Origin of the sequence: Ligilactobacillus animalis (assembly GCF_009933595.1) — a bacterium.
Lineage (GTDB): Bacteria > Bacillota > Bacilli > Lactobacillales > Lactobacillaceae > Ligilactobacillus > Ligilactobacillus animalis.
Genome location: NZ_CP047141.1, coordinates 175,560 through 201,060 on the forward strand (window position 1 = coordinate 175,560; position 25,501 = coordinate 201,060).

Annotated in this window: 23 protein-coding genes; 17 read left to right on the plus strand and 6 right to left on the minus strand. The window is 40.1% G+C overall.

Going from position 1 to position 25,501, the window contains the following annotated elements; genetic code table 11:
• Nucleotides 1–26: 26 nt before the first annotated feature.
• From GSR62_RS00770 to GSR62_RS00780, 3 genes are all read left to right on the plus strand, one after another.
• Nucleotides 27–4,748, plus strand: a complete 4,722-nt coding sequence (locus tag GSR62_RS00770) for a glycoside hydrolase family 70 protein (protein ID WP_010690266.1) — start codon at nt 27–29, stop codon at nt 4,746–4,748.
• Between the two features lie 254 nt (nt 4,749–5,002).
• Nucleotides 5,003–6,022, plus strand: a complete 1,020-nt coding sequence (locus GSR62_RS00775) for an IS30 family transposase (protein ID WP_010689043.1) — start codon at nt 5,003–5,005, stop codon at nt 6,020–6,022.
• Nucleotides 6,023–6,120: 98 nt separating this feature from the next.
• Nucleotides 6,121–6,288 carry an LPXTG cell wall anchor domain-containing protein gene (locus GSR62_RS00780; RefSeq protein WP_083213892.1) on the plus strand — a complete coding sequence of 56 codons (168 nt, stop codon included), beginning with the start codon at nt 6,121–6,123 and terminating at the stop codon, nt 6,286–6,288.
• Between the two features lie 48 nt (nt 6,289–6,336).
• Here the strand turns inward: GSR62_RS00780 and GSR62_RS00785 are convergent, their stop codons facing one another.
• A complete protein-coding gene (locus GSR62_RS00785; protein ID WP_010690277.1) occupies nt 6,337–6,714 on the minus strand; it encodes a VOC family protein in 378 nt (125 codons plus the stop codon).
• A 5-nt stretch (nt 6,715–6,719) separates the two neighbouring features.
• Nucleotides 6,720–8,042, minus strand: coding sequence for an MATE family efflux transporter (locus GSR62_RS00790; RefSeq protein ID WP_010690278.1), 1,323 nt, complete (start codon nt 8,040–8,042; stop codon nt 6,720–6,722).
• Nucleotides 8,043–8,313: 271 nt separating this feature from the next.
• On the opposite strand from GSR62_RS00790, the gene GSR62_RS00795 reads away from it, so the two are divergent.
• The 6 genes from GSR62_RS00795 to GSR62_RS00820 all read left to right on the plus strand — a co-directional run bounded on the left by GSR62_RS00795 (nt 8,314) and on the right by GSR62_RS00820 (nt 11,884).
• Nucleotides 8,314–9,186 carry an ROK family protein gene (locus GSR62_RS00795; protein ID WP_010690279.1) on the plus strand — a complete coding sequence of 291 codons (873 nt, stop codon included), beginning with the start codon at nt 8,314–8,316 and terminating at the stop codon, nt 9,184–9,186.
• 549 nt (nt 9,187–9,735) lie between these two features.
• Entirely contained in the window at nt 9,736–9,867 is a 132-nt protein-coding gene (locus GSR62_RS00800) for an urease accessory UreD/UreH family protein (RefSeq protein WP_010690281.1), read from the plus strand.
• 109 nt (nt 9,868–9,976) lie between these two features.
• Nucleotides 9,977–10,219 (plus strand): urease accessory protein, encoded by a 243-nt coding sequence (locus GSR62_RS00805; RefSeq protein WP_010690283.1) that lies wholly within the window; start codon nt 9,977–9,979, stop codon nt 10,217–10,219.
• A gap of 14 nt (nt 10,220–10,233) precedes the next feature.
• Complete coding sequence (crcB, locus tag GSR62_RS00810; protein WP_225362229.1) at nt 10,234–10,623, plus strand: fluoride efflux transporter CrcB; 390 nt, start codon at nt 10,234–10,236, stop codon at nt 10,621–10,623.
• 19 nt (nt 10,624–10,642) lie between these two features.
• Nucleotides 10,643–11,038, plus strand: coding sequence for a fluoride efflux transporter FluC (locus GSR62_RS00815; protein ID WP_010690288.1), 396 nt, complete (start codon nt 10,643–10,645; stop codon nt 11,036–11,038).
• Nucleotides 11,039–11,167: 129 nt separating this feature from the next.
• Entirely contained in the window at nt 11,168–11,884 is a 717-nt protein-coding gene (locus GSR62_RS00820) for a GntR family transcriptional regulator (RefSeq protein ID WP_035446823.1), read from the plus strand.
• A gap of 52 nt (nt 11,885–11,936) precedes the next feature.
• On the opposite strand, the gene GSR62_RS00825 is transcribed toward GSR62_RS00820, so the two are convergent.
• Nucleotides 11,937–13,391, minus strand: coding sequence for a helix-turn-helix domain-containing protein (locus GSR62_RS00825; protein WP_010690291.1), 1,455 nt, complete (start codon nt 13,389–13,391; stop codon nt 11,937–11,939).
• Between the two features lie 563 nt (nt 13,392–13,954).
• On the opposite strand from GSR62_RS00825, the gene GSR62_RS00830 reads away from it, so the two are divergent.
• Nucleotides 13,955–14,470 carry a P-loop NTPase family protein gene (locus GSR62_RS00830; RefSeq protein ID WP_010690292.1) on the plus strand — a complete coding sequence of 172 codons (516 nt, stop codon included), beginning with the start codon at nt 13,955–13,957 and terminating at the stop codon, nt 14,468–14,470.
• A gap of 15 nt (nt 14,471–14,485) precedes the next feature.
• Complete coding sequence (bsh, locus tag GSR62_RS00835; protein ID WP_010690294.1) at nt 14,486–15,460, plus strand: choloylglycine hydrolase; 975 nt, start codon at nt 14,486–14,488, stop codon at nt 15,458–15,460.
• Between the two features lie 36 nt (nt 15,461–15,496).
• On the opposite strand, the gene GSR62_RS00840 is transcribed toward bsh, so the two are convergent.
• Nucleotides 15,497–17,911: a Xaa-Pro dipeptidyl-peptidase gene (locus GSR62_RS00840; RefSeq protein WP_066023904.1), complete on the minus strand. Its 2,415-nt coding sequence runs from the start codon at nt 17,909–17,911 to the stop codon at nt 15,497–15,499.
• Between the two features lie 175 nt (nt 17,912–18,086).
• On the opposite strand from GSR62_RS00840, the gene GSR62_RS00845 reads away from it, so the two are divergent.
• A complete protein-coding gene (locus GSR62_RS00845; RefSeq protein ID WP_010690297.1) occupies nt 18,087–19,706 on the plus strand; it encodes a peptide ABC transporter substrate-binding protein in 1,620 nt (539 codons plus the stop codon).
• 180 nt (nt 19,707–19,886) lie between these two features.
• On the plus strand, nt 19,887–21,062 hold the full coding sequence (locus GSR62_RS00850; protein WP_035446827.1) for a cation:proton antiporter: 1,176 nt from the start codon (nt 19,887–19,889) through the stop codon (nt 21,060–21,062).
• Nucleotides 21,063–21,111: 49 nt separating this feature from the next.
• On the opposite strand, the gene GSR62_RS00855 is transcribed toward GSR62_RS00850, so the two are convergent.
• Nucleotides 21,112–22,503 carry an APC family permease gene (locus GSR62_RS00855; protein WP_010690301.1) on the minus strand — a complete coding sequence of 464 codons (1,392 nt, stop codon included), beginning with the start codon at nt 22,501–22,503 and terminating at the stop codon, nt 21,112–21,114.
• A gap of 134 nt (nt 22,504–22,637) precedes the next feature.
• Nucleotides 22,638–22,805 carry a hypothetical protein gene (locus tag GSR62_RS09430; RefSeq protein WP_004050845.1) on the minus strand — a complete coding sequence of 56 codons (168 nt, stop codon included), beginning with the start codon at nt 22,803–22,805 and terminating at the stop codon, nt 22,638–22,640.
• A 154-nt stretch (nt 22,806–22,959) separates the two neighbouring features.
• Between GSR62_RS09430 and GSR62_RS00860 the strand changes: the two genes are divergently transcribed.
• The 4 genes from GSR62_RS00860 (at nt 22,960) to GSR62_RS00875 (ending at nt 25,484) form a co-directional block, all read left to right on the plus strand.
• On the plus strand, nt 22,960–23,538 hold the full coding sequence (locus GSR62_RS00860; RefSeq protein ID WP_103050379.1) for a guanylate kinase: 579 nt from the start codon (nt 22,960–22,962) through the stop codon (nt 23,536–23,538).
• A gap of 50 nt (nt 23,539–23,588) precedes the next feature.
• Nucleotides 23,589–24,011: a Fur family transcriptional regulator gene (locus tag GSR62_RS00865; RefSeq protein ID WP_010690306.1), complete on the plus strand. Its 423-nt coding sequence runs from the start codon at nt 23,589–23,591 to the stop codon at nt 24,009–24,011.
• A gap of 79 nt (nt 24,012–24,090) precedes the next feature.
• Nucleotides 24,091–24,564, plus strand: coding sequence for a hypothetical protein (locus GSR62_RS00870; protein ID WP_010690308.1), 474 nt, complete (start codon nt 24,091–24,093; stop codon nt 24,562–24,564).
• 11 nt (nt 24,565–24,575) lie between these two features.
• A complete protein-coding gene (locus tag GSR62_RS00875) occupies nt 24,576–25,484 on the plus strand; it encodes a DUF6681 family protein (protein WP_010690309.1) in 909 nt (302 codons plus the stop codon).
• The last annotated feature ends 17 nt before the right edge of the window (nt 25,485–25,501 follow it).

Genomic DNA, 25,501 nt, shown 5'->3' on the forward strand with positions numbered 1-25,501 from the left:
ATAAATCGATAGAACGGAGAGAAATAATGGATAATTTTGAAGTGAAGAAGCACTACAAAATGTATAAAGCAGGAAAAAACTGGGTAGTAGCTCCGCTGATCACTGTAGGGGTAGTTACTGGGATCGCAATGGGAACATCGCTATCTATGGCTGATGAAGTTAGTGTAAACAATGAAAATGCTAACGTGGTTCAATCAGAAAAAAGCTTAAATTTTGATAATAATTCAATTTCTAATGAAGATGAAACGTTAAAAAATAATGATGATAACGATAATAAAGAAGTTGAAAAAACAGATGAAACAAAAGATGTCAATAATGATGAAAATATAACAAATGAAACGGTAGCACAAAACGATACCTCGGCGGAACGAGCTGTTATTGATAATGTAACCGATAAAGTTACTGGAGAACAAAAAATAGATGATCATTGGTACTTATTCAATGATCGAGGTGAAATGCAACAGGGGCTTCAAGATCTACGCCCATATGGATCTGAAAAGCATGCATATTACAATGAAGCTGGGCAAATGCAATACGGTTGGCAACGAGTAAACAATGAAGCACATTACTTTGACACATATGATGGAGCAATGGCTGTTGGTGAAAAGAAGATCAATGATCATTGGTATCTTTTCGATAAAGATGGAAATATGCAACGCGGCATCCAAGATCTACGCCCATATGGATCTGAAAAGCATACATATTACAATGAAGACGGTTGGATGCAATACGGTTGGCAACGAGTAAACAATGAAGCGCATTACTTTGATACATATGATGGAGCAATGGCTGTCGGTGAAAAGAAGATCAATGATCATTGGTATCTTTTCGATAAAGATGGAAATATGCAACGTGGCATCCAAGATCTACGCCCATACGGATCTGAAAAGCATGCATATTACAATGAAGACGGCTGGATGCAATATGGTTGGCAACGAGTAAACAATGAAGCGCATTACTTTGATACATATGATGGAGCGATGGCTGTCGGTGAAAAGAAGATCAATGATCATTGGTATCTTTTCGATAAAGATGGAAATATGCAACGTGGCATCCAAGATCTACGCCCATACGGATCTGAGAAGCATGCATATTACAATGAAGATGGCTGGATGCAATACGGTTGGCAATGGGTAAATAATGCGACACATTACTTTGACACATATGATGGAGCAATGGCAACTGGTGAAAAGAAGATCAACGGTCATTGGTATCTTTTCGATAAAGATGGAAATATGCAACGCGGTATCCAAGATCTACGCCCATACGGATCTGAGAAGCATGCATATTACAATGAAGATGGCTGGATGCAATACGGTTGGCAATGGGTAAATAATGCGACACATTACTTTGACACATATGATGGAGCAATGGCAACTGGTGAAAAGAAGATCAATGGTCACTGGTATCTCTTCAATGATCAAGGTGAAATGCAACGTGGTCTGCAATATTTACCTAAAGAAAATAAATTAGTATCGTATGATCACGATGGTTGGATGCAGTATGGTGAACAAACAGTAGGCAATAAGAAATATTACTTTGATACATTTAATGGGGCTTTAAAAGCTAAAGGTTTAAATAATATATCTGATCACTGGTTCTTATTTGGAAACACTGGTGATGTTTTGACAGGTGAACAAGAAGTAAATGGTGAAAAGTTATTTTTCGATAAGGATACTGCACAGTTGAAGACAGGTTTACAAAAGATCGATTCAAACATTGTATATGTAGATCCTAAAACTGCTAGCTATAAAAAGAACTTTTTATTTAATGATAATGGCAAGTGGTATTATTTTGATAGTCAAACAGGTATTGGGAGCGAGAAACAACTTAACTCTTATATGCTGACTGATCTCGCGGTGAGTGATGATTATCGTAATGGCAATGTGCTTTATTCACATGATGGGGAAAATATTGAAAACATTGATGGTTATCTAACTGCTGATTCATGGTACCGACCAAAAGAAATTTTAGATAATGGTGAACATTGGCGCCTTTCAACTACGAATGATAAACGTCCGCTATTAATGGTATGGTGGCCTAATAAAGAAGTAAAAGTAAATTATCTCAATTTTATGGCAGATAAAGGGCTATTACAACAAAATAACTTCTCAACTAGTGACGATAGCAAGGAGTTACAAAGAGCTGCTGAAGAAGTTCAAAAGAATATTGAAAAGAAGATCTCATCTGAGAATGGGAAAACAGATTGGCTCAGAGAAACGTTGAGCAGCTTTATTGCTACACAACCTATGTGGAATCGTGAGAGCGAAGATCCTGCCTACTTTGGCTTCCAATTCCAAGGCGGATTCTTGAAATATGTTAATAATGATCTCGTACCAGATACTGCATCTGATTGGAGATTGATGGGTCGTCAGCCAATAAATGTTGATGGAAAAGGGGATCAAGGGGCAGAGTTCTTATTAGCAAATGATATAGATAACTCTAATCCAGTCGTTCAAGCAGAACAATTGAATTGGTTACACTACTTATTGAACTTTGGTAATATTACTGCTAATGATTCGCAAGCAAACTTTGACGGAATTAGGATCGATGCGGTGGATAATGTTGATGCTGATCTATTATCCATTGCGGGGGATTATATGCGTGCAGCATATGGGACTTCCGAAAATGATGCCAATGCCAATAAGCATCTTTCAATTTTAGAAGATTGGAATATCAACGATGCTGAGTACACCAAAAAGATCGGAACGCCACAAATCTCTATTGATAACCATACTGTAACTCAGATAACAGCTTCTCTAAGTAAGCAACAAGGCGGAAATGATCGTATGGGTCGTTTCCTTGAATGGTATATGGTCGATCGTAGTCATGATGATAGTGAGAATGTCGCGATCCCTAGTTTTGCTTTTGTTAGAGCGCATGATTATGCTGTTCAAGATATGGTGCAACAAGCAACGACTGATGCTACTGGTGCAGAAGCAAATCATTCTAATTGGGATCAATTAGCAAAAGGTCTGGAATTATATAATGCCGATCAAGCAAAAACTGTGAAAAAATACAATCGCTACAATATTCCAAGCTCATATGCGTTGTTACTGACAAATAAAGATAGCATTCCACGTGTTTACTATGGTGATGTCTTTACTGATGGTGGACAATATATGTCCCAAAAGTCGATCTACTACGATGTTATTGATAATTTACTACGTTCTAGGGTCAAATATGTAGCCGGTGGTCAAACTATGGCTGTTGATCAACATGATATTTTGACGAGTGTTCGTTTTGGTAAGGGTGCAATGAAAGTAAGTGATGCAGGTACTGATGAAACTAGAACAGAAGGTATCGGGGTCATTATTTCTAACAATACTGATTTAAAACTTTCCGATAATGAACAAGTAGTATTGCACATGGGAGCAGCACATCGCAACCAAGCATATCGTCCAGTTGTACTTTCAACAAATGATGGTATTGAAAACTATACATCAGATACTGATGCACCAATTATGTATACAGATAATAACGGTGATTTGATTTTTAGCAATAAAGATGTTGTAGTTAATGGAAATGTGTTGGCTAACACAAGTGTTAGAGGAGTAACTAATCCATTTGTAACAGGTTATCTTGCGGTTTGGGTCCCAGTAGGTGCTGAAAGTGATCAAGATGCGCGAACAACAGCATCAACCGAAAAGCATGGCAGTGATGAGATGTTTAGATCAAATGCTGCAACAGATTCGAACGTTATCTATGAAGGCTTTTCTAACTTCCAAGCTCCACCAGCAAGTCCAGAGCAAGCAGCCAATGTGGTGATCGCTAAGAATGTCGATCTCTTCAAGCAATGGGGGATCACAAGCTTCGAATTTGCACCGCAATATCGCTCAAGTACGGATGGTACTTTTATCGATTCGATTATTAGTAATGGCTATGCCTTCACAGATCGTTACGATCTAGGTTTTGGTGAACCAACCAAATATGGAACAGATAGTGATCTACGCCAAGCATTGCGCAGTTTACATGAAGTTGGGATACAAGCAATTGCTGACTGGGTCCCAGATCAAGTCTATGCTTTGCCAGGCAAAGAAGTCGTTGCGGCTACTCGAGTAGATGATCATGGAAATTACATTGATGGGTCTCAAATCAATGATACATTGTATGTTGCTAATACTCGTGGAGGTGGAGAATACCAAAGTAAGTTTGGTGGAGCATTCTTAGAAGAGTTGAAGCAAAAGTATCCACAACTATTCCAAAAAGCTCAGATCTCAACTGGTGTTCCGATCAATGGCGACGTTCAAATCAAAGAATGGTCAGCTAAATACATGAATGGTACTAATATCTTGAGTAGAGGTGCCGGCTATGTGTTGAAGGATGAAAATAGTGGAGTATATTTCAATGTTGACCGTAATGGATTTCCAACACAACTTAAAAATTCTTCACTAGACAGTGTATTTGTCAAAAATGAAGATGGAAGTATTAGTTACTTTAAAGAGGGTAAGTTATATCGGAACCAATTTTTAGAAAAAGATGGTAACTGGTACTATTTCGATAATGATGGTCACATGGTCCGTGAGAATGGTGAGTCTAATAATGGTTTTGTGATTTTGGATGATCCAGAATACAGCGGAGTATATTTCTTTATGGATAATGGGGTTTCATTTAGAAATGGATTTATGACTGCACGAGATGGGGCAACATACTACTTCGATCAATATGGTAGAATGATCAAAAATCAGAAAAAAGAGATCAATGGAACAGAATATAATTTCGATAAAGATGGAAGATTGATCAAATAAAAGAAAAAAGTTCTATGAAGCAGCTTACTGTTTCGTAGGGCTTTTTTGTATAAGGATCGAGAATAGGACATTTTCAGTAAAGTGTATTTTTTTAAAATCCTGGATAGCAAAATTAATTGCAACATATTGTAAATATACCTTATTATATTAATATTTTAAATTACTAAAACTGTAAGTAACTTTGATATAATAAAATTTTGGAGATTAGTAGTTTATTCATAATATGTATGTTTATTAGTTTTAAGGAGTATGGTATGGTCTATACACATTTAACTTTAGAAGAGAGAGCTAAGATCGAGTTGTTATGGAATCAAGGAAAGCGGATGGCTGATATAGCTAGGGTATTAGGGAGACACAGGAGCACTATATCTAGGGAGATACGAAGAACGCAGGACTTTGATGATTATAAGGAGTTTATGCCTAAAAAAAGAATGAAGATCCTGCGATATAATGCTAGAAGCGCAGAACTGAAGTCTAGGAGAAGAAAGCAAAATGTGGGTAGAAGGAGTTTATACAGTAGCTACAATAGCCGAAAGATAAACAAATATCTACTGAAGAAGTATTCTCCTGAGCAAATTGCTTGCGGTACAAAAGACGTGACTGTATCCACGAACACAATTTATAACTGGATATATCTAGGAAAACTTAAGCTAAAACGTTCTGATTTGCGCAGAAAACGTAGAAGAAAAGGAAAAAGGGTGCGTGCATCAGAGAACGAATTGAATCGTGAATTGATAAAGAACAGATCTATTGAATTACGCCCTAAAGAAGCCAATGATCGTTCAGAATTTGGGCATTGGGAGTTAGATACAATTCTTCCAAAACGTGGCAGTAAAGATGTTATAGCTACGTTTAGCGAACGGAAAACACGTCTTTTATTTGCGGTAAAAATTAAATCAAGATCTGGCATAGCTCTTATCCCAGCAATCGACACGTTCATGTCATTATACGGGGAATACGCTAAATCTATAACATGCGATCACGGTACAGAATTTGCGAATAGTACATTGGTAAGGCAGATTGAGAATTACGGTGTACATGTGTATTTTGCGCATCCATATGCGCCACATGAGCGAGGATCAAATGAAAATTTAAATGGGCTTCTGAGAGAGTATATTCCAAAGAAAACGTCTTTTTCAAAATTATCTCAAGCAGAACTTAAAACTTACGTAAATGAACTAAATGACCGTCCTAAGAAATTGCATGGATTTAAAACTTGTCGAGAAGCGTTCAAAAGAGAATTGGGGAGACTTAAAGATGCCGAAAAATGGTAGGGTAGATAAATATATATTCAAAAACAATGTTCAAGATTTGTTTAAATTGTTGCACTTTTTATTGACATTCGCCAGTAACAACAACACAAACTTCTTCAGTGGACAAAGAAAAGACTGCGCCAATTAAGGAAGGTCAAACTGTCACAGAATTGCCACAAACTGGCGATGCTGCGACTGAAAAAACGACCTTTGTGGGAGCTATGTTAGCTACTTTAGCGGGTCTATTGGGATTTGTTACAACTAAGCGCAAAAAAGAAGATAAATAATCAAAATAAAAATCGGCGTCTGATCTGAAATGATCAGCGCCGATTTTTTTAGTATTCTGAGATCTCGATCAAATTACCATCGGGATCGTTGATGTAGATCGAAGTCATCTTTCCGTTAGCCCCAGTTTTAGTGAGGGGTCCGGCAATGATATCGACAAAATAACTTTTGAGATGGTTGATATCATCGTCGAGGTCATCGCCTGTGACTAAGCATAAGTCAGCACTGCCGACTGTGGGCGTTTTGGCGATCAAAGCATCTTTACGTGTAGTGGTCTGGAGTTTCAGCAGTTGATGTCCACAGCGCAAAGTTGCTACGGTTTCTGTTTCTTCTAAGATGGGCATATCAAAAACTTCGTGGTAAAAGCGAGTTGCCCGGGCCAGATCGCTGACCGTTAAAACGATATGATCTAAACGTTTGATTTTCAAAGAGGTCACCTCTGATCAATATTTTTTAAAGCATTAGTTAAAAAGTACAGGCCTAGAGCACAGACGCACGCTTCAGTAAAGGGTACGCTGAGCCAAACACCATTTAGGCCAAAGAGTGCTGCAAAGATAAAAACAGCACTGATCAAAATAAAATAGCCCCGCAGTAATGAGAGGGTAAAGGCTGATTTAGCTTTTTCGATTGCGACCAGTGATAACATGATCACGAGATTTTGGCTAGCAAAGAAGACACTGATAAAGTACAGTGGCAAAGCATGTATTGCGATCTGCGCTAGTTGTGCGGAGTGATCGTGGTTAAAGACACTGACGATCGGTGTTTTGAAGAAAACTAAGATAAAATACAGTATACACGAAAGGCCAAGAGCAATCTGTAAGCCAAGTCTGATCGCAGTTTTGACGTTTTTAAGGTCGCGTTTGCCATATTCACGACTAGCGATCGGTTGAACACCTAGTGCGATCCCATTTGAGAGAGCTAAGACGACGATCGCAATGTTAGCGATGACACCGTAAGCTGCTACGGCTGCATTGCCACTCAGTTTGAGTAAGACCCAGTTAAAGGCAAAGATACTGACCCCTGTACTCATTTCCGTTAAAAAGGACGGTATCCCTAGGCTAGCAGCCTGTTTGAGATTTTTGAACTCAGGTAGAGCAAATTTTAATTGCAATTTACGTGCGGGATACTTCCGGTGCCATGTTAAGATCGTTAAGCTAGTCAGGGGTGAAAAGATCGTTGCGATCGCAGCCCCAATCATGTGTAGCTGGAAAACAAAGATCAAGAGCCAATCTAAAAAAACGACCACTAATGTAGCAGTCAAAGTTGCGATCATGGTCAATTGCGGGTTGCCATCATTTCTAATGAAGTTGACACAGACGTAATTGATCATGAAAAATGGGGCTCCGAGCGAAATTATCCTAAAATAGCCCAGTGCGATCCCCATGGTCTGCGAATCGGCCCCTAACAGCGTCAAAATCTGCTGCGGGAAGAGATTTAGCAAAAGCGCCAATAAACTCCCTAGCCCAAAACAAAAGATGAGTAACTGCCCAAAAAGGGTCGCGACTTTTTCAGGTTGTTTGAGCTTGTGGATCGAGTAGATCGTTGAACCACCGATCCCAAATAACAGACCAAGTGCGTTAAAGAAATTAAACATGGGTAGCGAGATGTTCAAAGCTGCTAAGCCGAGCATCCCCCCCGCGGCTGCAATGAAGACCGTATCGACTAGAACGTAAAGTGACAGTCCGGATGAAGCAAAAATATTGCGAATGATATATTGCCCGACTTCACGCCGGATCTGTGGTGTAGAATCTTGCAAAAAAATCCCTCCATAAACTGAACTTTCCTCTATCAAAATTGATCGCCTGTTAGAAAGTTCCGATATGTTATTTTTTGGCAAAACCCGGCGATTTTGCGTCCCTTATTTCGATTTCAACGTTACTGAGTTTAGCAGATTTAGATAAAAAAAGCCAGTCTGGCTAATTTTCTGTTAAACGTTTAACATATTTTGCGTTTTTCTCTTTTCATAACGCTTACTTTGCGATAAGATAGTTATAAGAAAACGATTACTATTTTGGAGGGAAAGTATAGTGAGTAAATTATATGGAGCTATTGAAGCTGGTGGGACAAAGTTTGTTTGTGCTGTAGCTGATGAAGATTTAAATATTTTAGAACGTGTTTCGATCCCAACGACTGTTCCTGAAGAAACGATGACAGATGTCTTTAAATTCTTTGAAAAACATGATGTTGTTTCGATCGGGATCGCTTCTTTTGGTCCGATCGATGTTAACCGTAAATCAGAAACTTATGGTTATATCACCAACACACCTAAGCCAGGTTGGAAAGATTACGATTTCTTAGGTGAAATGAAGAAGCGTTTTGACGTTGACTATGCTTGGACGACAGACGTTAATGGGGCTGCTTATGGCGAATTAAAACGCGGGGCAGCTAAAGGTAAGGATAGCTGTGTCTATTTGACAGTCGGAACTGGCGTTGGTGGTGGTGTTGTGATCAACGGCAAAGTTATCGAAGGCTATGGTCATCCTGAGATCGGGCATATCGTAATGCGCCGTCACCCAGAAGATCACTATGAAGGTCATTGTCCATTCCACCATGATTGCTTAGAAGGCTTGGCTGCTGGTCCAGCGATCGAAGCACGTCAAGGTGGCGTCAAAGCTTATGAGATCCCTAAAGATGACAAAGCTTGGGAGATCGTGGCTTATTACTTGGCCCAAGCCTGTGTAGATCTAACATTGACACTTTCCCCTGAAAAGATCATTTTCGGTGGTGGTGTTTCTAAACAAGAACAACTCTTCCCAATGATCAGAAAATCATTTGCTGAACAGTTGAATGACTACGTTCAAACACCGGATCTAGATGATTATATCGTACACGTTGATCTAGGTGATGATGCTGGGATCACAGGTTGCTTGCTTTTAGCTAAGGAAGCTGAAACTAAATAATGTGAGACATACGGCTAGTTCCGTATAAATAACAAGAGGCCCTGCCATGATGCGGATCTGCATCGTGGTAGGGCCTCTTTTGTGATCATAAAACACTTAAATGAGCTAGTTCTGTTGGGTCATTTAAGATCTCGACTTTAGTCATTATCTTTTGGATCTGATGTTGTTCTGAAAACAAAGCGACTCGTCTATCAACTCTAATTGCTGGGGACCAAAAGCTAATTCTTCGTGCATGCTCATATTGAAGAGTTGCACATCACTATCTTGAAAGACAAAAGAGCTTAGCGACTTGCTTAGTTTCATTCAACAAAGCAGCATCGACTTTTAAAGCTTTAAACTGGTAACTTCTACTTTTATGAAGCAAACGAATGTGGGCAACAATTGGTGGTTTTACAGAAGGTGAGTAATACTAGGTAAAGCTCACACTTGAAGATGATGCTCATGCCATTTTGATAAAGCAGATACCAAATTATGTGTATAAGTGTGATAATTTACGCCAAACGTGTCAAGAGCCCCAGATCAAACTCGGTCAGGGGCATTTTTGGAAATATGGATGAAGTCATTCCGTATAAGAATGCCTACTATCGCCAGTTTATGGAGCTTGATCTAGCTGAGAATGTTTCGTTGACCCCGACTGATGGTTTGACTAGTGGCTGGTCACCAGATGAGAAATCATTTTAGTATCGAGATGTTGGTATGCGGATACGGATTAAAGTTACGGGCAAATTAGTGTATAATGATTACTTGTTGTGTACGCCACAAGTCTATGAATTAACCGAATTGGGTTATTTTGATCGACAAAAATATCGACCAAGATTTTGTGAAGAAAGCTCGTGAAGTGATCGAGCTTCCTGGATCTGATGTTTCATTTGGGATCTCGTTACTGGAAGAAAATGGAGCGGTTTTACGGATCTTGGGATATGATGGTTATACCAATCGTCAGATCCAAAATCAATTCATCGAATTTTATCGTGAAGAATTCAAGGGCTGTGCGCCATTGAAGCTTCGGAAAAATGATCGGGCGGATAATTAATTGGAAAAGAGTGAATGATTGTGACAGGAACTTTTTGGTTAGGATTTGGTGCTGCTGGACTAGGAGCTTTTTTTGGTGGTTGTCTGCGGAGTTTATTCTCTGATTGGTTCAATCATGCTAAAGCTTATCTTCCTTATGGTACCTTGGCTGCCAACTTACTAGGCTCGCTTTTGATCGGGATCTTTGCTGCTTTAGTGGCAAAGGGTGAACTTTCACAAATGGCTAATACATTGCATGCAGGTGGCTTTTGTGGTGGTTTAACGACTTTTTCGACCTTTTCATTAGAAAATCTCAAGTACTTCAAACAAGGTAAAACAGGCCACGCTGTGCTTTATTGGTGCGGTAGTGTCGTGTTGTGCTTAGCTTGTGTCTATTTAGGCCTAGCCCTTGGAAAGCTATTTTAGATAAGGATCAGGTGGAAAAATGAAAAAATCAACAGAATTATTGCTTGTTGGCTGTGGTTGCTTCTTTGGTGGAGCCTTGCGTTATGTTTGTGAGACCTTGATCGGACCTAGTGTTTCAGAGGCTTTCGCTATTTTGGTCGTTAACGTTAGCGGTTGTTTTTTGATCGGGTTGATCTCAGCTGGATTATTTAAAAAGACGCTTTCAGCTGAATTTGGAAAACTAGCCTCAACAGGTTTTTGTAGTGGTTTAACGACCTTTTCTTCGTTTGCTGATGGGATCGTCAATTTATTTGATGCTTCGCAGGTGGCAGTAGGTTTGTTATATATTGTCCTTAACATGTTGCTAGGGTTGTTAGCTGTTTACTTAGGCCTAAAAGTAGTTTTAAAAACAAAATTTAGTGATTTTGCAAATTGATCAAAGATAACACTCATTTTTTAATGGGTGTTATTTTTTTAGGTCTACTTATAGCTTTACATAGAGTTATAAGTATTGCTATTATATGGTTAAAGTAAATACAAATTCTAGGGTGCGAGGGAATAGAACATGGAGCCAAAATATAAACACATTTTAGAGACGATAAAGACACAGATCATTGAGGAAAAGTATCCAGCAGGGAGTATGCTCCCCGACCAAAACACTTTAGCTAAAGAATTCAAAACTAGTCGGATGACAGTCAAAAAAGCTTTGGATATGTTAGCGATCGAGGGCTTTATTTACTCCAGGCGAGGTTCGGGAACATTTGTGAAAAAGAACGCGTTGGCTCAACAAGATGCTTTGCCAGTCAATGATTATGGTGGTTTAAGTCGGCGTTTTAGCAAAAGTCGGGTCAAGAGCAAACCGATCGTCTTTGATGTAACTTTTCCAACCCCAGAGGTCAAAGAACGTTTGGAATTAAAACAAAACGAACCGGTTTATGAGATCTTGCGGTTACGTTTAGTTGACAATACACCGTATGCTTTAGAACACACTTTTATGCCAATTAGTTTGGCTCCAAATTTGAGCAAAGAGATCTTGTTTGATTCGATCTATGCTTATCTGACAAAGGAAGTTAAGTTAGAGATCGGCGGCGCATTTCGTAAGATCTCTGCGGAAAAAACTGAAGCAAATGATCTTAAGTATTTAGAATCTGAGGCTAACGACCCGATCTTGCAAGTTGAACAAGTTGTCTATCTACAAGATGGCCGTCCCTTTGAGTATTCGATCAGTCGCCATCCATATAATGGCAAACATGCCTATACCATTTTTGATCGCAAAAAATAATATCAAAACAGCCTCTAGCCTGGAATTATCCAGGATAGGGGCTGTTCTAGTTTTACTGTAATAAGAGTGGTTGATACATGTCACTTTCGATCCGGGAAACTTCTTTTTCTAAGAGATCGATATTACTTTGGATCTCAAGGTCATCTAAAAATAAGACTGGGGCTTTGAATTTCGTGAGATCATGCAAGTTGAAATCGGCGATCACTAGATCATAGTCAGCCTCTTCACGATAATCGTTGACGGAAATGTTATGCCCCTTGCTTAAAATATTTTGGATCTTAGTGATGTAGGCGTAGCGGGTCGCGATCGTGAGTTGTGAGACAACACCAATACTGATACAGTTGCGTTTCATATTTTTATGCGGATAGATCATCATTTTTAGATTATCCTGGATCGCTTGAAGTTTATGTGGTTCGAGGCTGAATTGTTTAGCGAGTGGGATATTTAATATCTCAGCGATCACTTTCTCTTCAAACGGTTGGGAGACTTCTTTTTTAGCTTCTAAGTTAAGACTGTTATTTGAATAGTAGTAACCTTCAAGCAACAACAACTTATTGATCGTAAAATATAAACTACTGCGCAAAGAATTAAAGTCAGTATTAAAATTATAACTATTAGTTAGGATCGTAGTTACTTGTTCTAGTAGTTGTTGGCACTTTGAGTGTTTAGATAGTGAATTTATCTCAGTGACAGGATAACTGATGATATTGTATGTATTTAAGAAAATAAAGGTCAAATAACTATAATATTCAACGAGTTCTTTATCTAAGAAGATCCAATTTTGTTTGAAGTACTTTAATAAAGCTTCGTATAAGGGTGTTTCTTTGATCTCAAAGAACAAAGGTTTAGTTTCTTCTTGGCTAAAATAACTTTGGATCAGTTCATGCTTACTGCTGAGCAAGGAGAGCCATAAGCTGATCTGGTCATTTTGAATAATGTTGAGCTGAGAACCTAATTTTTGCTGAGCATATTCTTTAAAATCATGATCAGAAATAACGACATTTTTAAGCGCAGACCCTTTAGCATGATTATTCCAATAAAAATTGAAGTAAAAATAGAAGAACTGAATGCCTGATCCACGGAGCATATTTTGTTTTAGTTCAAGCTTAAATTCACTTAAAAGTGCGTTGCATTCGCCGATCAGTTTGTTAGTTGAAGTCAGACTGATATTCAAGATCCGGGCGGTTTCTTCACGGGTCAAGTGTGAATACTTGAAGTAAAGATCTAGGAGCTGAAAGCGCAACGAAGAGGCTAAGATCTGAGCATTTAAAGCATTGACAGCTTGACCATTATAAGGCAAATTCAAAATGACTTCATGCCGAGTAACGGTGAGAAGTTGTGGGTCAAAAGCATTGATCTGCTCAGTCAACTGGCTCAATGTCGGCGAGGTGATCTTAAGCGCGGTGCAGAGCTCGGATTTGTGGGTATGATTATTATGTAAATGCAATAATAGTAGCAACGAGTAGATCTGCAGCCCTTTATGATCAAAGAGTTGTTCGTTGTGCATGATAAAGCCCCCTCTGACGAAATTTTTTTAAGTTATCATAAAAATTTTAAACAAACAAATTATATAATAATTCTGAACTTTTTACCAATTACTGTTATAGTTGCGCACAATTAACAAATACGCAAAAATGACAGGCTTTATTTATAACTTTTAGATTATTTTTTTAATAATTAAATGTGAAACGGGGATTTTTTTAAATTTGCATAATTTGGCGTTTTTTTAACCTTTATGAAAGCGTTAAAAATGATTTTGAAGAGAAACATGAGCCTTTTTTACTTGACATGTAAGAATTTTTAGTAGGAAGAAATCCATTGTTTTTAAGGAGAAACACGTTTTTTTGTAAATATGTAAAAACAAAGAATATTTGCTATCGCCTACATGGCGTAAATTATTACTTGTAAGGCATAAGAGTGACAAGCTTGGTTATATTTAGTGAGCTAGCAAGATGTTCAAATTGTTGTTTCATAGGTGCGAACATTCAATTTATATCCTCATGTCTAACATCGAGCGGTTTCGCATGATATATACCGGTTAAGGACCGTAATCTAACATGGAGGCAGCCAATGACTAAAACAAAGACGTTAACGCTAGGCATTTGTGGGCCAAAAGATGTTGGTAAAACATTGTTGATCAAGCGGGTGACCGAGATCCTTGCGCATAGGTATACCATAGCAACTTTAACTAATGGTGTTTTTACGGTAGAGAAGATAAATTATGTACCACCAACTACTTTAGAGGATATGGATCTAGTTGATGAATTGAATCTGTTGCATCTGAGTGGTAAAATAGATTTGATTTTTGTTGAGCGACCTGAGCTACAGCCGGCTAAGATCAAGACCGATGCTGTGATCTATTTACTAGATGCAAGCGCTAAGTCTCCGCGACTTCCAAACTTGCGGGGCTTGATCTTACTCAATAAGATCGACCTTGCTACATACCATCGGATCGATCTGGCTACCTTACAAGCACAAGTGGCAGCTGATCAAGATCAAGCTGAAGTTTTATTGACTGATTTAAAAGACAATCAAGGTCTGCAAAATATTGTCTGTTGGATCGAGAAAAATTTAGAGAATTTATAGAAAGAGGTCGACATTATGTGTACTGCAGTATCGTTTAAGACTAATTCACATTATTTTGGGAGAAATTTGGATCTAGAACTTTCTTATGGTGAGAAAGCAGTTATTGTTCCACGGAATTTTGTTTTTAATTTAAGAAAATTGCCTGCTTTAAGCGAGCACTATGCAATGATCGGGGTGGCTGCGGTTTTTGCTGACACCCCATTGTATTATGATGCAGTCAATGAATATGGCTTAGGAATGGCAGGGCTCAACTTTGAAGGTAATGCAGTCTTTCGTGAATTTGAACCAGAAATGGATAATGTGACACCATTTGAATTTATTCCATATATTTTGGGTCAATGCAAGACTGTAGCGGAAGCCCGTGAAATGTTAGCTAATATCAATTTGGTAAATGAAGCCTTTAGTCCTGAATTGCCATTATCGCCTTTGCATTGGATCATCTCAGATAAAAAAGAGTCGATCGTGGTCGAACCGATGGCTGATGGCTTAAAGGTTTATGATGATCCAGTGGGTGTGTTAACGAATAATCCAACTTTTGATAAGCAATTATTTACTTTGAATAACTATCGGACATTATCGCCTAAGACACCAGAAAATACTTTTTATCCTGGGGTCGAATTGGATACTTATAGCCGTGGCATGGGGACTCTAGGTTTACCAGGAGATCTAACTTCAAGTTCTCGCTTTGTCAAAGCAGTCTTTACGAAAGCTCATTCGGTCTGCCAACCAGATGAAAATTCCAGTGTTGGTCAATATTTCCACATCTTAGGTTCTGTTGAACAACAAAAGGGTTGCTGTGATGTTGGTAATGGCAAATATGAATATACGATCTATTCTGATTGCTATAACACCGACAAAGGGATCTTTTATTACAAGACATATGAAAACAGTCAGATCACAGCCTTAGACATGCACAAAGTCGATCTTGATGGTCATACCTTTACTAGCTATGACTTATTGGAGACGCAACAGATCAATTACGCTAATTAAAAATAACTCCGCCTCAAAAATGGGGCGGAGTTATTTTTAGTTATTGAAGTAAGGAAGTTCTAAGTTGCAGTCAGCTAGGTCTAAGGTATAGCTGATGTCTTCATTTCCTCGTAGCGTACCAAACATGTCGGTAGCATAGACGATCAGTCCTAAGCGCCTTCCAGCTGGTAACTGATAGTGTGTTGGCTGCAGGGTCACTTCAAGCTGATAGAATTTATCAGCTAAAAGCTCATCATTGCGCCAAAGTTCGGTGCGATTTTGTAAGTTGATATGTCCTTTACTGATGAGTTTAAAGGGCGTATCTTTGCCTAGCGTAAATTCAACGAGATCATTTTCCCGCCAATTATAGCCAGCCAAGATCCCCTTAGGCTCAAGCACAGTAGGAATATTATTCAAGCGTTTTGCCTTACCAAGATCAACGAGCATGAAGCTGAGGAGACCGTAGTCAGCCGAGCACGCCACTTTCACACTGAGCTTAGGCGCACCACTGATGAGCAATGGTTGCTCGAGGGGAGCTGTTTGGAATTTTAAGCGGGCTTGCTCAAGGGGGGAAGCCTCAGAGCTAACGAGATCATTTTTCCAAAGATCAAGATCAGCTTGATAGTCAGCAAAAGCCTTAGGTGTCAGTTGATCGTTAAAGCTCAAACTCCCTGTATCAGGGGTGTCGGCTAGTTGCCCGGCTTGTGTCAGCCAAAGTTTACTTGTAGTCGTTGCTTGCCAAGTAGGATAAGTTTTCCAAGTGTCAGGCTTAACGTTATCTTGGATCAAAACGTCAGGTAAAACAGTTGTAGCTTGATTATCGATCCCATAGAGTTTATGTGACAACCAAAGATTCGTCATATCGGTAAAATCAAGGGACTGAAAATTATTGATATAAATATGTTTCCCTTGATGTAAGATCAACTTAGTCTTGATTGGCAGCTCTTGGAGCGCTTGATAGAGATTAAAGACGTTACGCGGTTTAACATTCCAGTCATTCAAACCATGTACTAAGACAACATCGCATTTGATGTTAGCGACATTATTTAGATAATTACGCTCATCCCAAAAACGATTATAATTTCCGGTTTGACGGTCTTGCCCAGCAGTGATCGAGTCCAATTGTGTTTGCCATTTAGCCGCGATCTTTTGATATTGTGCTAGGTCTTTGCGCCGGCTAAAGCATTCTTGGGCTAAAACATCGGCGTCTTCACCAACATAGCCATCAGGTGAAACGACTAGTCCGCCATCACGGTAATAATCATACCAACTGGAGATCGCTGCTTCTGAAATGATCGTCTCTAAGCCTTCGATCCCAGTTGTGGCAGCCGCAGTGGCTAAAGTTCCAAGATAGGATTTCCCGGTCATGGCAACTTTTTTATTGCACCACCAGGCCTTGATCTCGATATTTTCACTGCGATTGGTAAAGGCCCGGCGGTTTCCCGTCAACCATTCGATGACGGCTGTGGTCGAGCTAGTTTCTGCTTGTGAGCCACAGGTACGAAAGCCTTCCGAATCACGCGTCCCGATCCCCGCAGCATAGACGACGCCAAAGCCTCGCGCTAAAAAATAGTCGTTTAGAGTGTAGCTCAATTCCCGGTAAAAAGTCTCTTCGGCCCGGGTCGAACGTCCAGCGACTTCACGCTTAGCTGGTAAGTTTGGTGTTTTGGCCTCGAATTTTATATCAGCATAGCTAGTTGTAGTTGGAGTTTTATGTGTTAATTTCTCTGTCGCTGGATGCAACATTTTTTCGCCTAAAACATCATTAGTCCCCTGATTGTAGGGGCTAGCTGTGTATAATACGGGGACTTTGAGGCCGTATTCCGTATCTTTAGGTCGAATGATCTCAACTTTTAACAGATCCAATTTGCCATCGTGATCAGTGTCAAGATCGCTTTCAACATAGACGACTTCACGGATCAGCTTATTCGTATCAAAGATCGGTTGCGCCTTGCCGTTAAAGAACAGTGGCTTTTTGATCGCAGGTAGATCATAGAATTTTGTGAAATAGCCTAAAGCTGCCAGGCGATCAAGTAGAGTCTGCCCGTGTTTAGTATGGGTGCAGAGTAGATCATATAGCGCATTGATCAGATTGGTGCGATCATCAAGCTGCTGTGCATGGTAAAGTCCGAGTTTATCCATTGAAGCAAGTGGATCATTGATGTCAAAATCCACATCAGCTTCAAAATCCAGTAATTGCAGTGCGACTAAATAAAAAGTTTTTAAGTCCACCGTTTGACTTTGCTTGAATTCAACGACATCAAGTGTTGATGTTGCCAAAAGATCGCTCAAGTACGCTTTTTTAGCCGCTGGCGTTTTTAAATGTGGCAAACAAGCAAGGATAAATTGGATCCAGATATGATTTAGATCATCGTTATGTTGTGCATCGCAGTTTAAAAAGCCGATCTGATTGAGTTCACGTGCCTTAGTTTCTGCATCGGCAGCTAGATGCGCAAATTGGTTGATCTTCATGCTAAAAGCCCCCTTGTAGAGTTGATGTGTCAATTATAGTCGTTTACTCATAGAAATACTAGTGGTGATACTCGAAAAAACATTTCCTATTTGTAAGTAAAAATTATTGCCAAATACAATTAAATAGTGCAAAATTATATTGTTAGATACTTTAGACGAGGGGGATGAATTCGAGATGAAGAAACGAAATCTCATGGCATTTGTAGGGATCTTATTAGCTGGCGGGATCTTAGCCGGTTGTAGCAACAGTAATAATAGTAAAAGTAGTTCAGATCCACAAGCCATGAAAACTGCTGTCAGTGATCAAATGGCAACTTTAAATACAGCTAAATATAGTGATATGATCAGTTTAGAAGCGATGGATAATGCTTTTGAAGGCTTATATCGCTTTGATAGCAAGGGAAAGCCTGTCTTGGCTGGTGCTCAAAGTGTTTCACATAATGATGCTCAAGACGTGTATACCTTTAAGTTGCGTAAGGATGCTAAGTGGTCAAATGGCGATCCTGTAACAGCAAAAGATTATGTTTATGCTTGGCAAAATTTGATCGCGCCTGCGACAGCTTCACCAAACTCGCAACGTTTAGATTCGATCAAAAATGCTCAAGCGATCCGCAAGGGTGAAATGCAACCTGATCAATTAGGTGTCAAAGCTTTAGATGACTACACTTTACAAGTTGAACTTGAAGCACCGATCAGCTATTTAGATGAGCTTTTGACTGGTGCACCATTCTTCCCTAAAAATGAAAAAGTTGTTACTAAATATGGTGACAAATATGGCACGACTTCCGACCAAGCTGTCTATAATGGGCCATTTGTTGTCAGTGGTTGGAAGGGAACCAATGATACTTGGAGCTATGTAAAAAACAATAATTATTGGGATAAAAAGAATGTAAAATTAAAACGTGCTGACATCCAAGTGGTCAAAGATACGTCAACTGCAGGGAAATTATTCCAAACCAATAAATTAGATTACACGATCTTAGGCAATGAATTTGCTAAACAATATGCCAATAACCCGGGTTATCATTCTAAGAAGATCCCGTTGATCGGTTATTTAGGCTTCAACACAAAACGAGATATCACCGGTAATGTGCATGCACGGAAGGCGATCGCTCAAGGCTTTGACAAGAAGTTATTGGTGAAAAACGTCTTGAATGCAGGCACACCATTAAATGGGATCGTACCAGCTGACTTTGCGTATAACTCTGAAACGGGTAAAGAATACCGCAAACAAGCCGGTGATCTATTGCCATATGACAAGAAAGTCGCTCAAAGTGAATGGGAACAAGCTAAAAAAGAGTTGGGTCAAGATGAATTGACGCTAGAAGTTTTGACTTCGGACACAAATGAAGCTAAACAAGTTGGGAATTACCTTCAAAGTCAATTGGAGCAAAATTTACCTGGCTTAAAGGTCAACTTACGCGCCATTCCACTTAAATCACGTTTGGCAGCCACGACGGCTTATAATTATGATGTGGTTTATGGAACATGGCAACCCGACTATGCTGATCCAGTCAACTTTATCAGCGATGGTGGTCAATATCACTTGAATACTGATTATCAAAATCAAGAATTCTGGAATGATCTTGATCAAGCTGCTGGTGAATACGCAAGTCAACCAGCTAAGCGGTGGGAATTGTTGATCGATGCTGAAAAGCATTTGATCAAAGATGACACCTACACTGCACCTGTTTATCAAGGTGCTATGACCTATCTCTTAAACTCGCGGGTCAAGGGCTTGAACATTTCACCATATGGGACGGTGTTATTGTACCGTGATGTTGAACTCAAATAGTGTTTAGGTAAATTTAATAATCTGAAAAAAGAGCCGATGTAATAATCATATTGGCTCTTTTTCTAATTGTTGTATAAGTATTTTAGTAGATAGAAGGTTAAATTTTAGTTATAATTAATTTTATCGAATATGATGTGACCATATCTACTAGTAGATTTAAGAGAAGAAGGGAAAATAATAATGGAACATTTAGGAATCCTATGTCTAGTGCTTTTAGCAACGGCTTTAGCTGGGCATTTTAGTCGCCGGATCGGTATGCCAGCCGTAATTGGGCAATTATTAGTTGGTATCATCTTAGGGCCAGCGGTTTTAGGCTGGGTCGTTGAAAATGATTTTGTGCATACATTTTCCGAGATCGGTGTTATCTTGTTGATGTTTATGGCCGGACTGGAAAGTGATCTGGGCTTACTCAAGAAGTATTTTAAGCCATCGATGTCAGTCGCAGTCTGTGGGATCGTGGTCCCAGTGGCATTTGTCTATGTTTTAGGACGTTTATTTGATTTTAACAATGAGCAGGCGATCTTTTTAGGGGTCACCTTTGCAGCGACCTCGGTCAGCATCTCGGTCGAAGTCCTCAAAGAATTACGGCGTCTTGATTCAAAGGAAGGGACAACGATCTTAGGGGCTGCCGTGATCGATGATATTTTAGCCGTTATCATTTTAAGCGTTTTGGTCAGCATCTTCAGTGATGTGGCTAAGAGTGGCGGGGGTCATGTTCAGTCCAACCTAGCTTTGGGGATCGCTTTACAGGTCTTGTATTTTGTAGGGATCTATGTGGTCTTCAAGTGGGTGACCCCAACTTTGATGCGGATCGGTGAAAAGATGTCAGTCTCCGCTTCGGTCATCTTGATGTCATTAGTGATCTGCTTAGGCATGGCTTACTTGGCTGAATTAGTTGGTTTAAGTGGCGTTGTTGGTTCATTTTTCGCTGGGGTCGCAGTAGCTCAAACTAGTTACAAGCGTGAAGTCGAAGAAAGTGTAGAACCGATCGGCTATGCCGTGTTTATCCCGATGTTTTTCGTAAGCATCGGCTTGCATATGACCTTTGATGGTTTCTTATCAGATCTTGTATTTATCATTCCATTGACGATCTTAGCTTTGTTGACCAAATGGATCGGTTGTGGCGCTGGTGCCAAAGCCTTGGGAATGGACTGGCATTCAGCTGATATCATTGGGGCTGGGATGGTCTCACGGGGGGAAATGGCGTTGATCATTGCTCAAGTAGGCTATAGCGCCAAACTTTTGACGAGCCAATACTATTCCGGCGTGATCATCGTGATAATTTTGACAACGATCATTGCACCATTCATGTTAAAGCAAGCTATCATGCGTCAAAAGAAAGCAGCTAAAGGATAATATAATAACAAGGGACCCACTACGATGAGCGTAGTGGGTCCCTTGTTATTTATTCATTGATCTTACTGTGTTTGATACCATAACTAAAGTAGATGACCATTCCAATCGCAAACCAGACGAAAGCAGCAGTCCAAGTTTCTAAGGAGAGTTGCGCTAACATCACGGCACATAGAATAGCTGAGATGATCGGTAAGACAGGATAAAATGGCACTTTGAAACCATCTTTATTTGGAATGTCTTTTCGTTTACGCAATGGTAAGACCCCAAGTGAGACGAACATAAAGGCTAATAAAGTCCCAATATTGACTAAGTTTGTCAATTGATTGAGGGAGAAGAAGCCACCGGTCAAAGCGATGATGAGTGTTACGATGAGCATACTTTTTTCTGGTGTTTTAGTCTTTTCATTGATCTGACCTAAGAACTTAGGTAAAAGACCGTCACGCCCGATCGAGTAGATCAAACGTGAAGAACTGTAGACCATCGTTACCATCATCGTGAACATCCCAGCTAAGGCACTGACTGAGATGATCCCTGCGACCCAATTTTGTTTAACGGCATAAAGCGCAAAGGAAACGGGATCAGCGACGTTTAACTTAGTATAAGAGATCATCCCGGTCAAGACGATCGAAACTAAGATATAAAGTAAGGTACAGATCGCTAATGTTCCAATGATCCCACGAGGCATATTTTTAGCGGGTTCCTTGACTTCAGCTGCCGAAGAAGCGACCACGTCAAAGCCAAGATAAGCAAAAAAGACTTGAGCTGCGCCAACTAGGACACCTTTAGTCCCAAATGGCATGAATGGATCCCAGTTTGCCGGTTTGACGTAAAACATTCCGACCAATAGGAATAAGATGATGATAGCGATCTTGATGATCACAAAGATCGAGTTGATCGTCATCGAAGTCCGTAAGCCACGTGAAAGTACATAGGCGATAAATAAAACGATCAAAACAGCCGGAAGATTGATAAAAGTCCCATTGGCTGGATCAAAAGGCCCCGTGATCGCTTTCGGCAAGTGGATCCCCAAGCCGGCTAATAGGGAATTGAAATAGGCGGAAAAACCAGTCGAGACCGCAGCAACAGACAGCATATACTCTAAGATCAAAGCCCAGCCTAAAAACCAACCGACGATTTCACCGAAGACGACATTACCAAATGAATAGGCACTGCCGGCGATCGGTAAAGCAGAAGAAAATTCAGCGTAACACATTGCAGCAGTTGAACAAACGAGCGCTGCGATCACAAAGGAGATCGTGATCGCTGGTCCACTGTGAAGGGCTGCAACAGTCCCAGGCAAGATGAAGATCCCCGTACCGATCACGGCTCCGATCCCCATTGAGATAAGATCTTTAGCACTAAGCGTTTTGTTAAACTTGCGGTCTTCAGACAAATAACGATCTAAACTTTCTTTCTTGAAGACGCGTTCCTTAATACTCATAGATAAGATACCTCTTTGCATAATATTAATTACTTTATAATAAGGGTTGTATTATTAAATGTCAATTAGTTTTCAATAAAAAGAGGCCACGATCAAATTGTGGCCTCAAGGTTGAATATTCTAATTAACTACGATTATAAGCGGATCTTAGCGTCTAACTTCGACAATTCAGAGAGTGCATCTTGAATCGTCACGCCCGTTGCTTCAAATTTAGGGTTATCATTTGAGCGGGCACTGAAAAGTTGGCTTTTTGTATCCAGAGAAATCGAGTAGTTTGCTTTTGAAAATTCGCCAAATTCCATAGTAATACCCCTCCATTAAGTATAGAATAAAGTTGACAGCAATATCGTATCTAAAAAAATAGATATAGCATCTGTCAACGCTTACAATTTTATAATGGATACCTTTATTTTGCAAGAAAAAAGGATCAAGTTTAGTTTAAGATAGAGTAAATAGGTGATTTTTTTGGAAACATTAGATGGAAATTTATTTATCATTTGTGGTGCCCCTGGTAGTGGCAAGACGACGGCCCAAGCGTATTTGACCGAGAATTTAGGCTTTACCAAGGTGGTGACGCATACGACGCGACCAAAGCGACAAGGTGAAAGAGATGGTAAAGATTATTATTTTGAAACGCAAGAAACTTTCTTTGATAACCACTATCTAGAGTACGTTACCTATGATGATAATTACTACGGTTCTTCATTTGAAGGCCTGAAACGTGCTTTAAAGCATGACAAGCGGGCGGTGATAGTTTTGGACACGAAGGGCGTTTTGACTTATTTAGATAAATTGCCCGCTGAGTTACTGACGGTCATTTTTTTAGAATTACCTTCTACGGCGGTGCAAGTCGAGCGTTTGCATGCACGAGGTGATAAAAAGGCTAGGATCGAGCAACGGCTGGCAAGCAAGGAGGCTAAGCGAGATGCTGAGTTACCCGCGGCATTACGTGCCAAAGCTCATGTTCTACAAAATGCCGAGTTGCAGCAGACCTATGCCAAACTCGAACAACTTGTGGCTGATATTTTATCTTAAAGCGTGGTATCATATTAAATAGTAATAATTATTCTTTAGGGGGGATAGGATTGATCAATGAAGCGATCAGAGTGTTGCAAAGTCACCATTATCGGATCACCAAGCAAAGAAGGAGCTTGTTAGAGTACTTGTGTGGCTTTAAAGAACAATATGTCAGTATTACCCAAGTGACCGAGCACATGAAACAGCTCTATCCCGGGATGAGCTATAATACTGTTTACCGGAATTTAAAGGATTTTAGTGAATTAGGCATCATTGAGACCAAGGATAAGCCTTCGGGAGCCTGTGTTAAATACCAGTGCGATTTTGATCGGTTACATCATCACCACTTCATCTGTCAAAATTGTGGTCGCGTGCGTGAGGTCAAGATGTGCCCTTTGACGATCTTTCAAGATCAATTGGAGGGTTGTGTGATCGAAGGCCACCGGTTCGAACTCTATGGTCTTTGTCCAAACTGTGCTAAGTTACAATAAAATTTAGCAAATCTTTAAACAGCTAGGTCCACAGATGTAGTAGGATTAGAGTAGTAAGAAAAAATTGGGGGTAGTAAAAATGGCATATCGTACACCACCTTTGTTGACACCATTTGCGATCCTGTCGATCGTTTTGGCCTTGGGGGCTACCAACGTGGCGGTCAACAAAGTGACTCATACCTCTGAAGGAAAAGCCGTTGAAAAAGTTTCCTCCAGCAGTGTCAGCTCGGTCTCAACCTCTCTAGATAGTGAGCGAGTAAGTAGTAGCGAGCGTGATGACGAGGATAAGAGTTCAAGTTCGGATAAAGTCAGTTCAAGTTCGTCTTCAACGACTGATGATGAGGCTGAAAGCTCAGCAGCTAAGACATCAAGCAGTGTTGAAGACGATACGACACAAGATGATAGCCAAACACAAAGTTCGACCACGCGTCAAAGCAGTAGCTCGAGTGCAAAAACTGACCAAACTGAGCGTGAGTCGACCAAACAAGATGGCGCACAAAATAATGCGCAAACTAATGACAACAATACAACGCAGGATAATAATGCGCAATAGGGGGTAGGAATGTGTTTAGTATTTTAGGGATGATCAATAGTTATATTGGTTATTTTAATATGAATGCCACGCTCAAAAATCGGATCTATACGATCGTTGGGGGTGTAGGTAATTTCTATTTGCTTTACGTTGCTTACCGCTTTTTTGCGAACGGTTTTATCGTTCGTGGTCTGCTGTTTATCTTAGCTTTCTTAGCGTTACTGTATTTCACATATCTCAATATTTTATATTTCTTTACGGAAGATCGGGTCTCAAAGCTCGATATCTCGCCTAAAGTTGAAAAAATGTTGGGCGTCAAGATCCCCGACACGCGTGCTGCAGAAAATGCTGGGGTAGCTTCAGGGTTTATGCAGACTAATGGGATCTTCAAAGATGAAGAATTTTTACCATCAACGTTGCGGACAAACCACAAGCAACGTGAAAATTTACAAAAAGTTGTGGCTCAATTAGAACAGGTCGGGTATCTCCAGCTTGATTTTGGGGGAGCAAAAGATAAAGAGCTCTTTAAAAAAGCAAAGAGTGGTGACCGTTTCTTTGCCCTAAATGAGCCCGTAGCCTTGCCGTATTATGAATTGCGTGAGGTCAATGGCAAATTACTCGTCTATGGTGGCGTCAATCAGATCGAGCGCCAAGAACTCGGGGAAGTGACCCAAGTGGGCTTACTGCGTGGGATCGAAGCCTTGAAGCGGTATCGTCTCTCTTTAGCTGCCGTTGCTTTGACTGGCGGGCCGTATAAGTTTGCCGGTCGGTCAACGATGATGCAAAAAGATGAACCATATAGACTAGGGATCCAGATCGCATATCGACCTAAAGAAGAGGAATCAGCTCATTTAGGCTCTGAGATCAGAGAAGATATCGAGCGGGTAAAAAAAGCAGATGAAACGGCTGAGATATCTTTACGTCGCCGCCGCGATAAATAACATAAATAAAGTGGGAC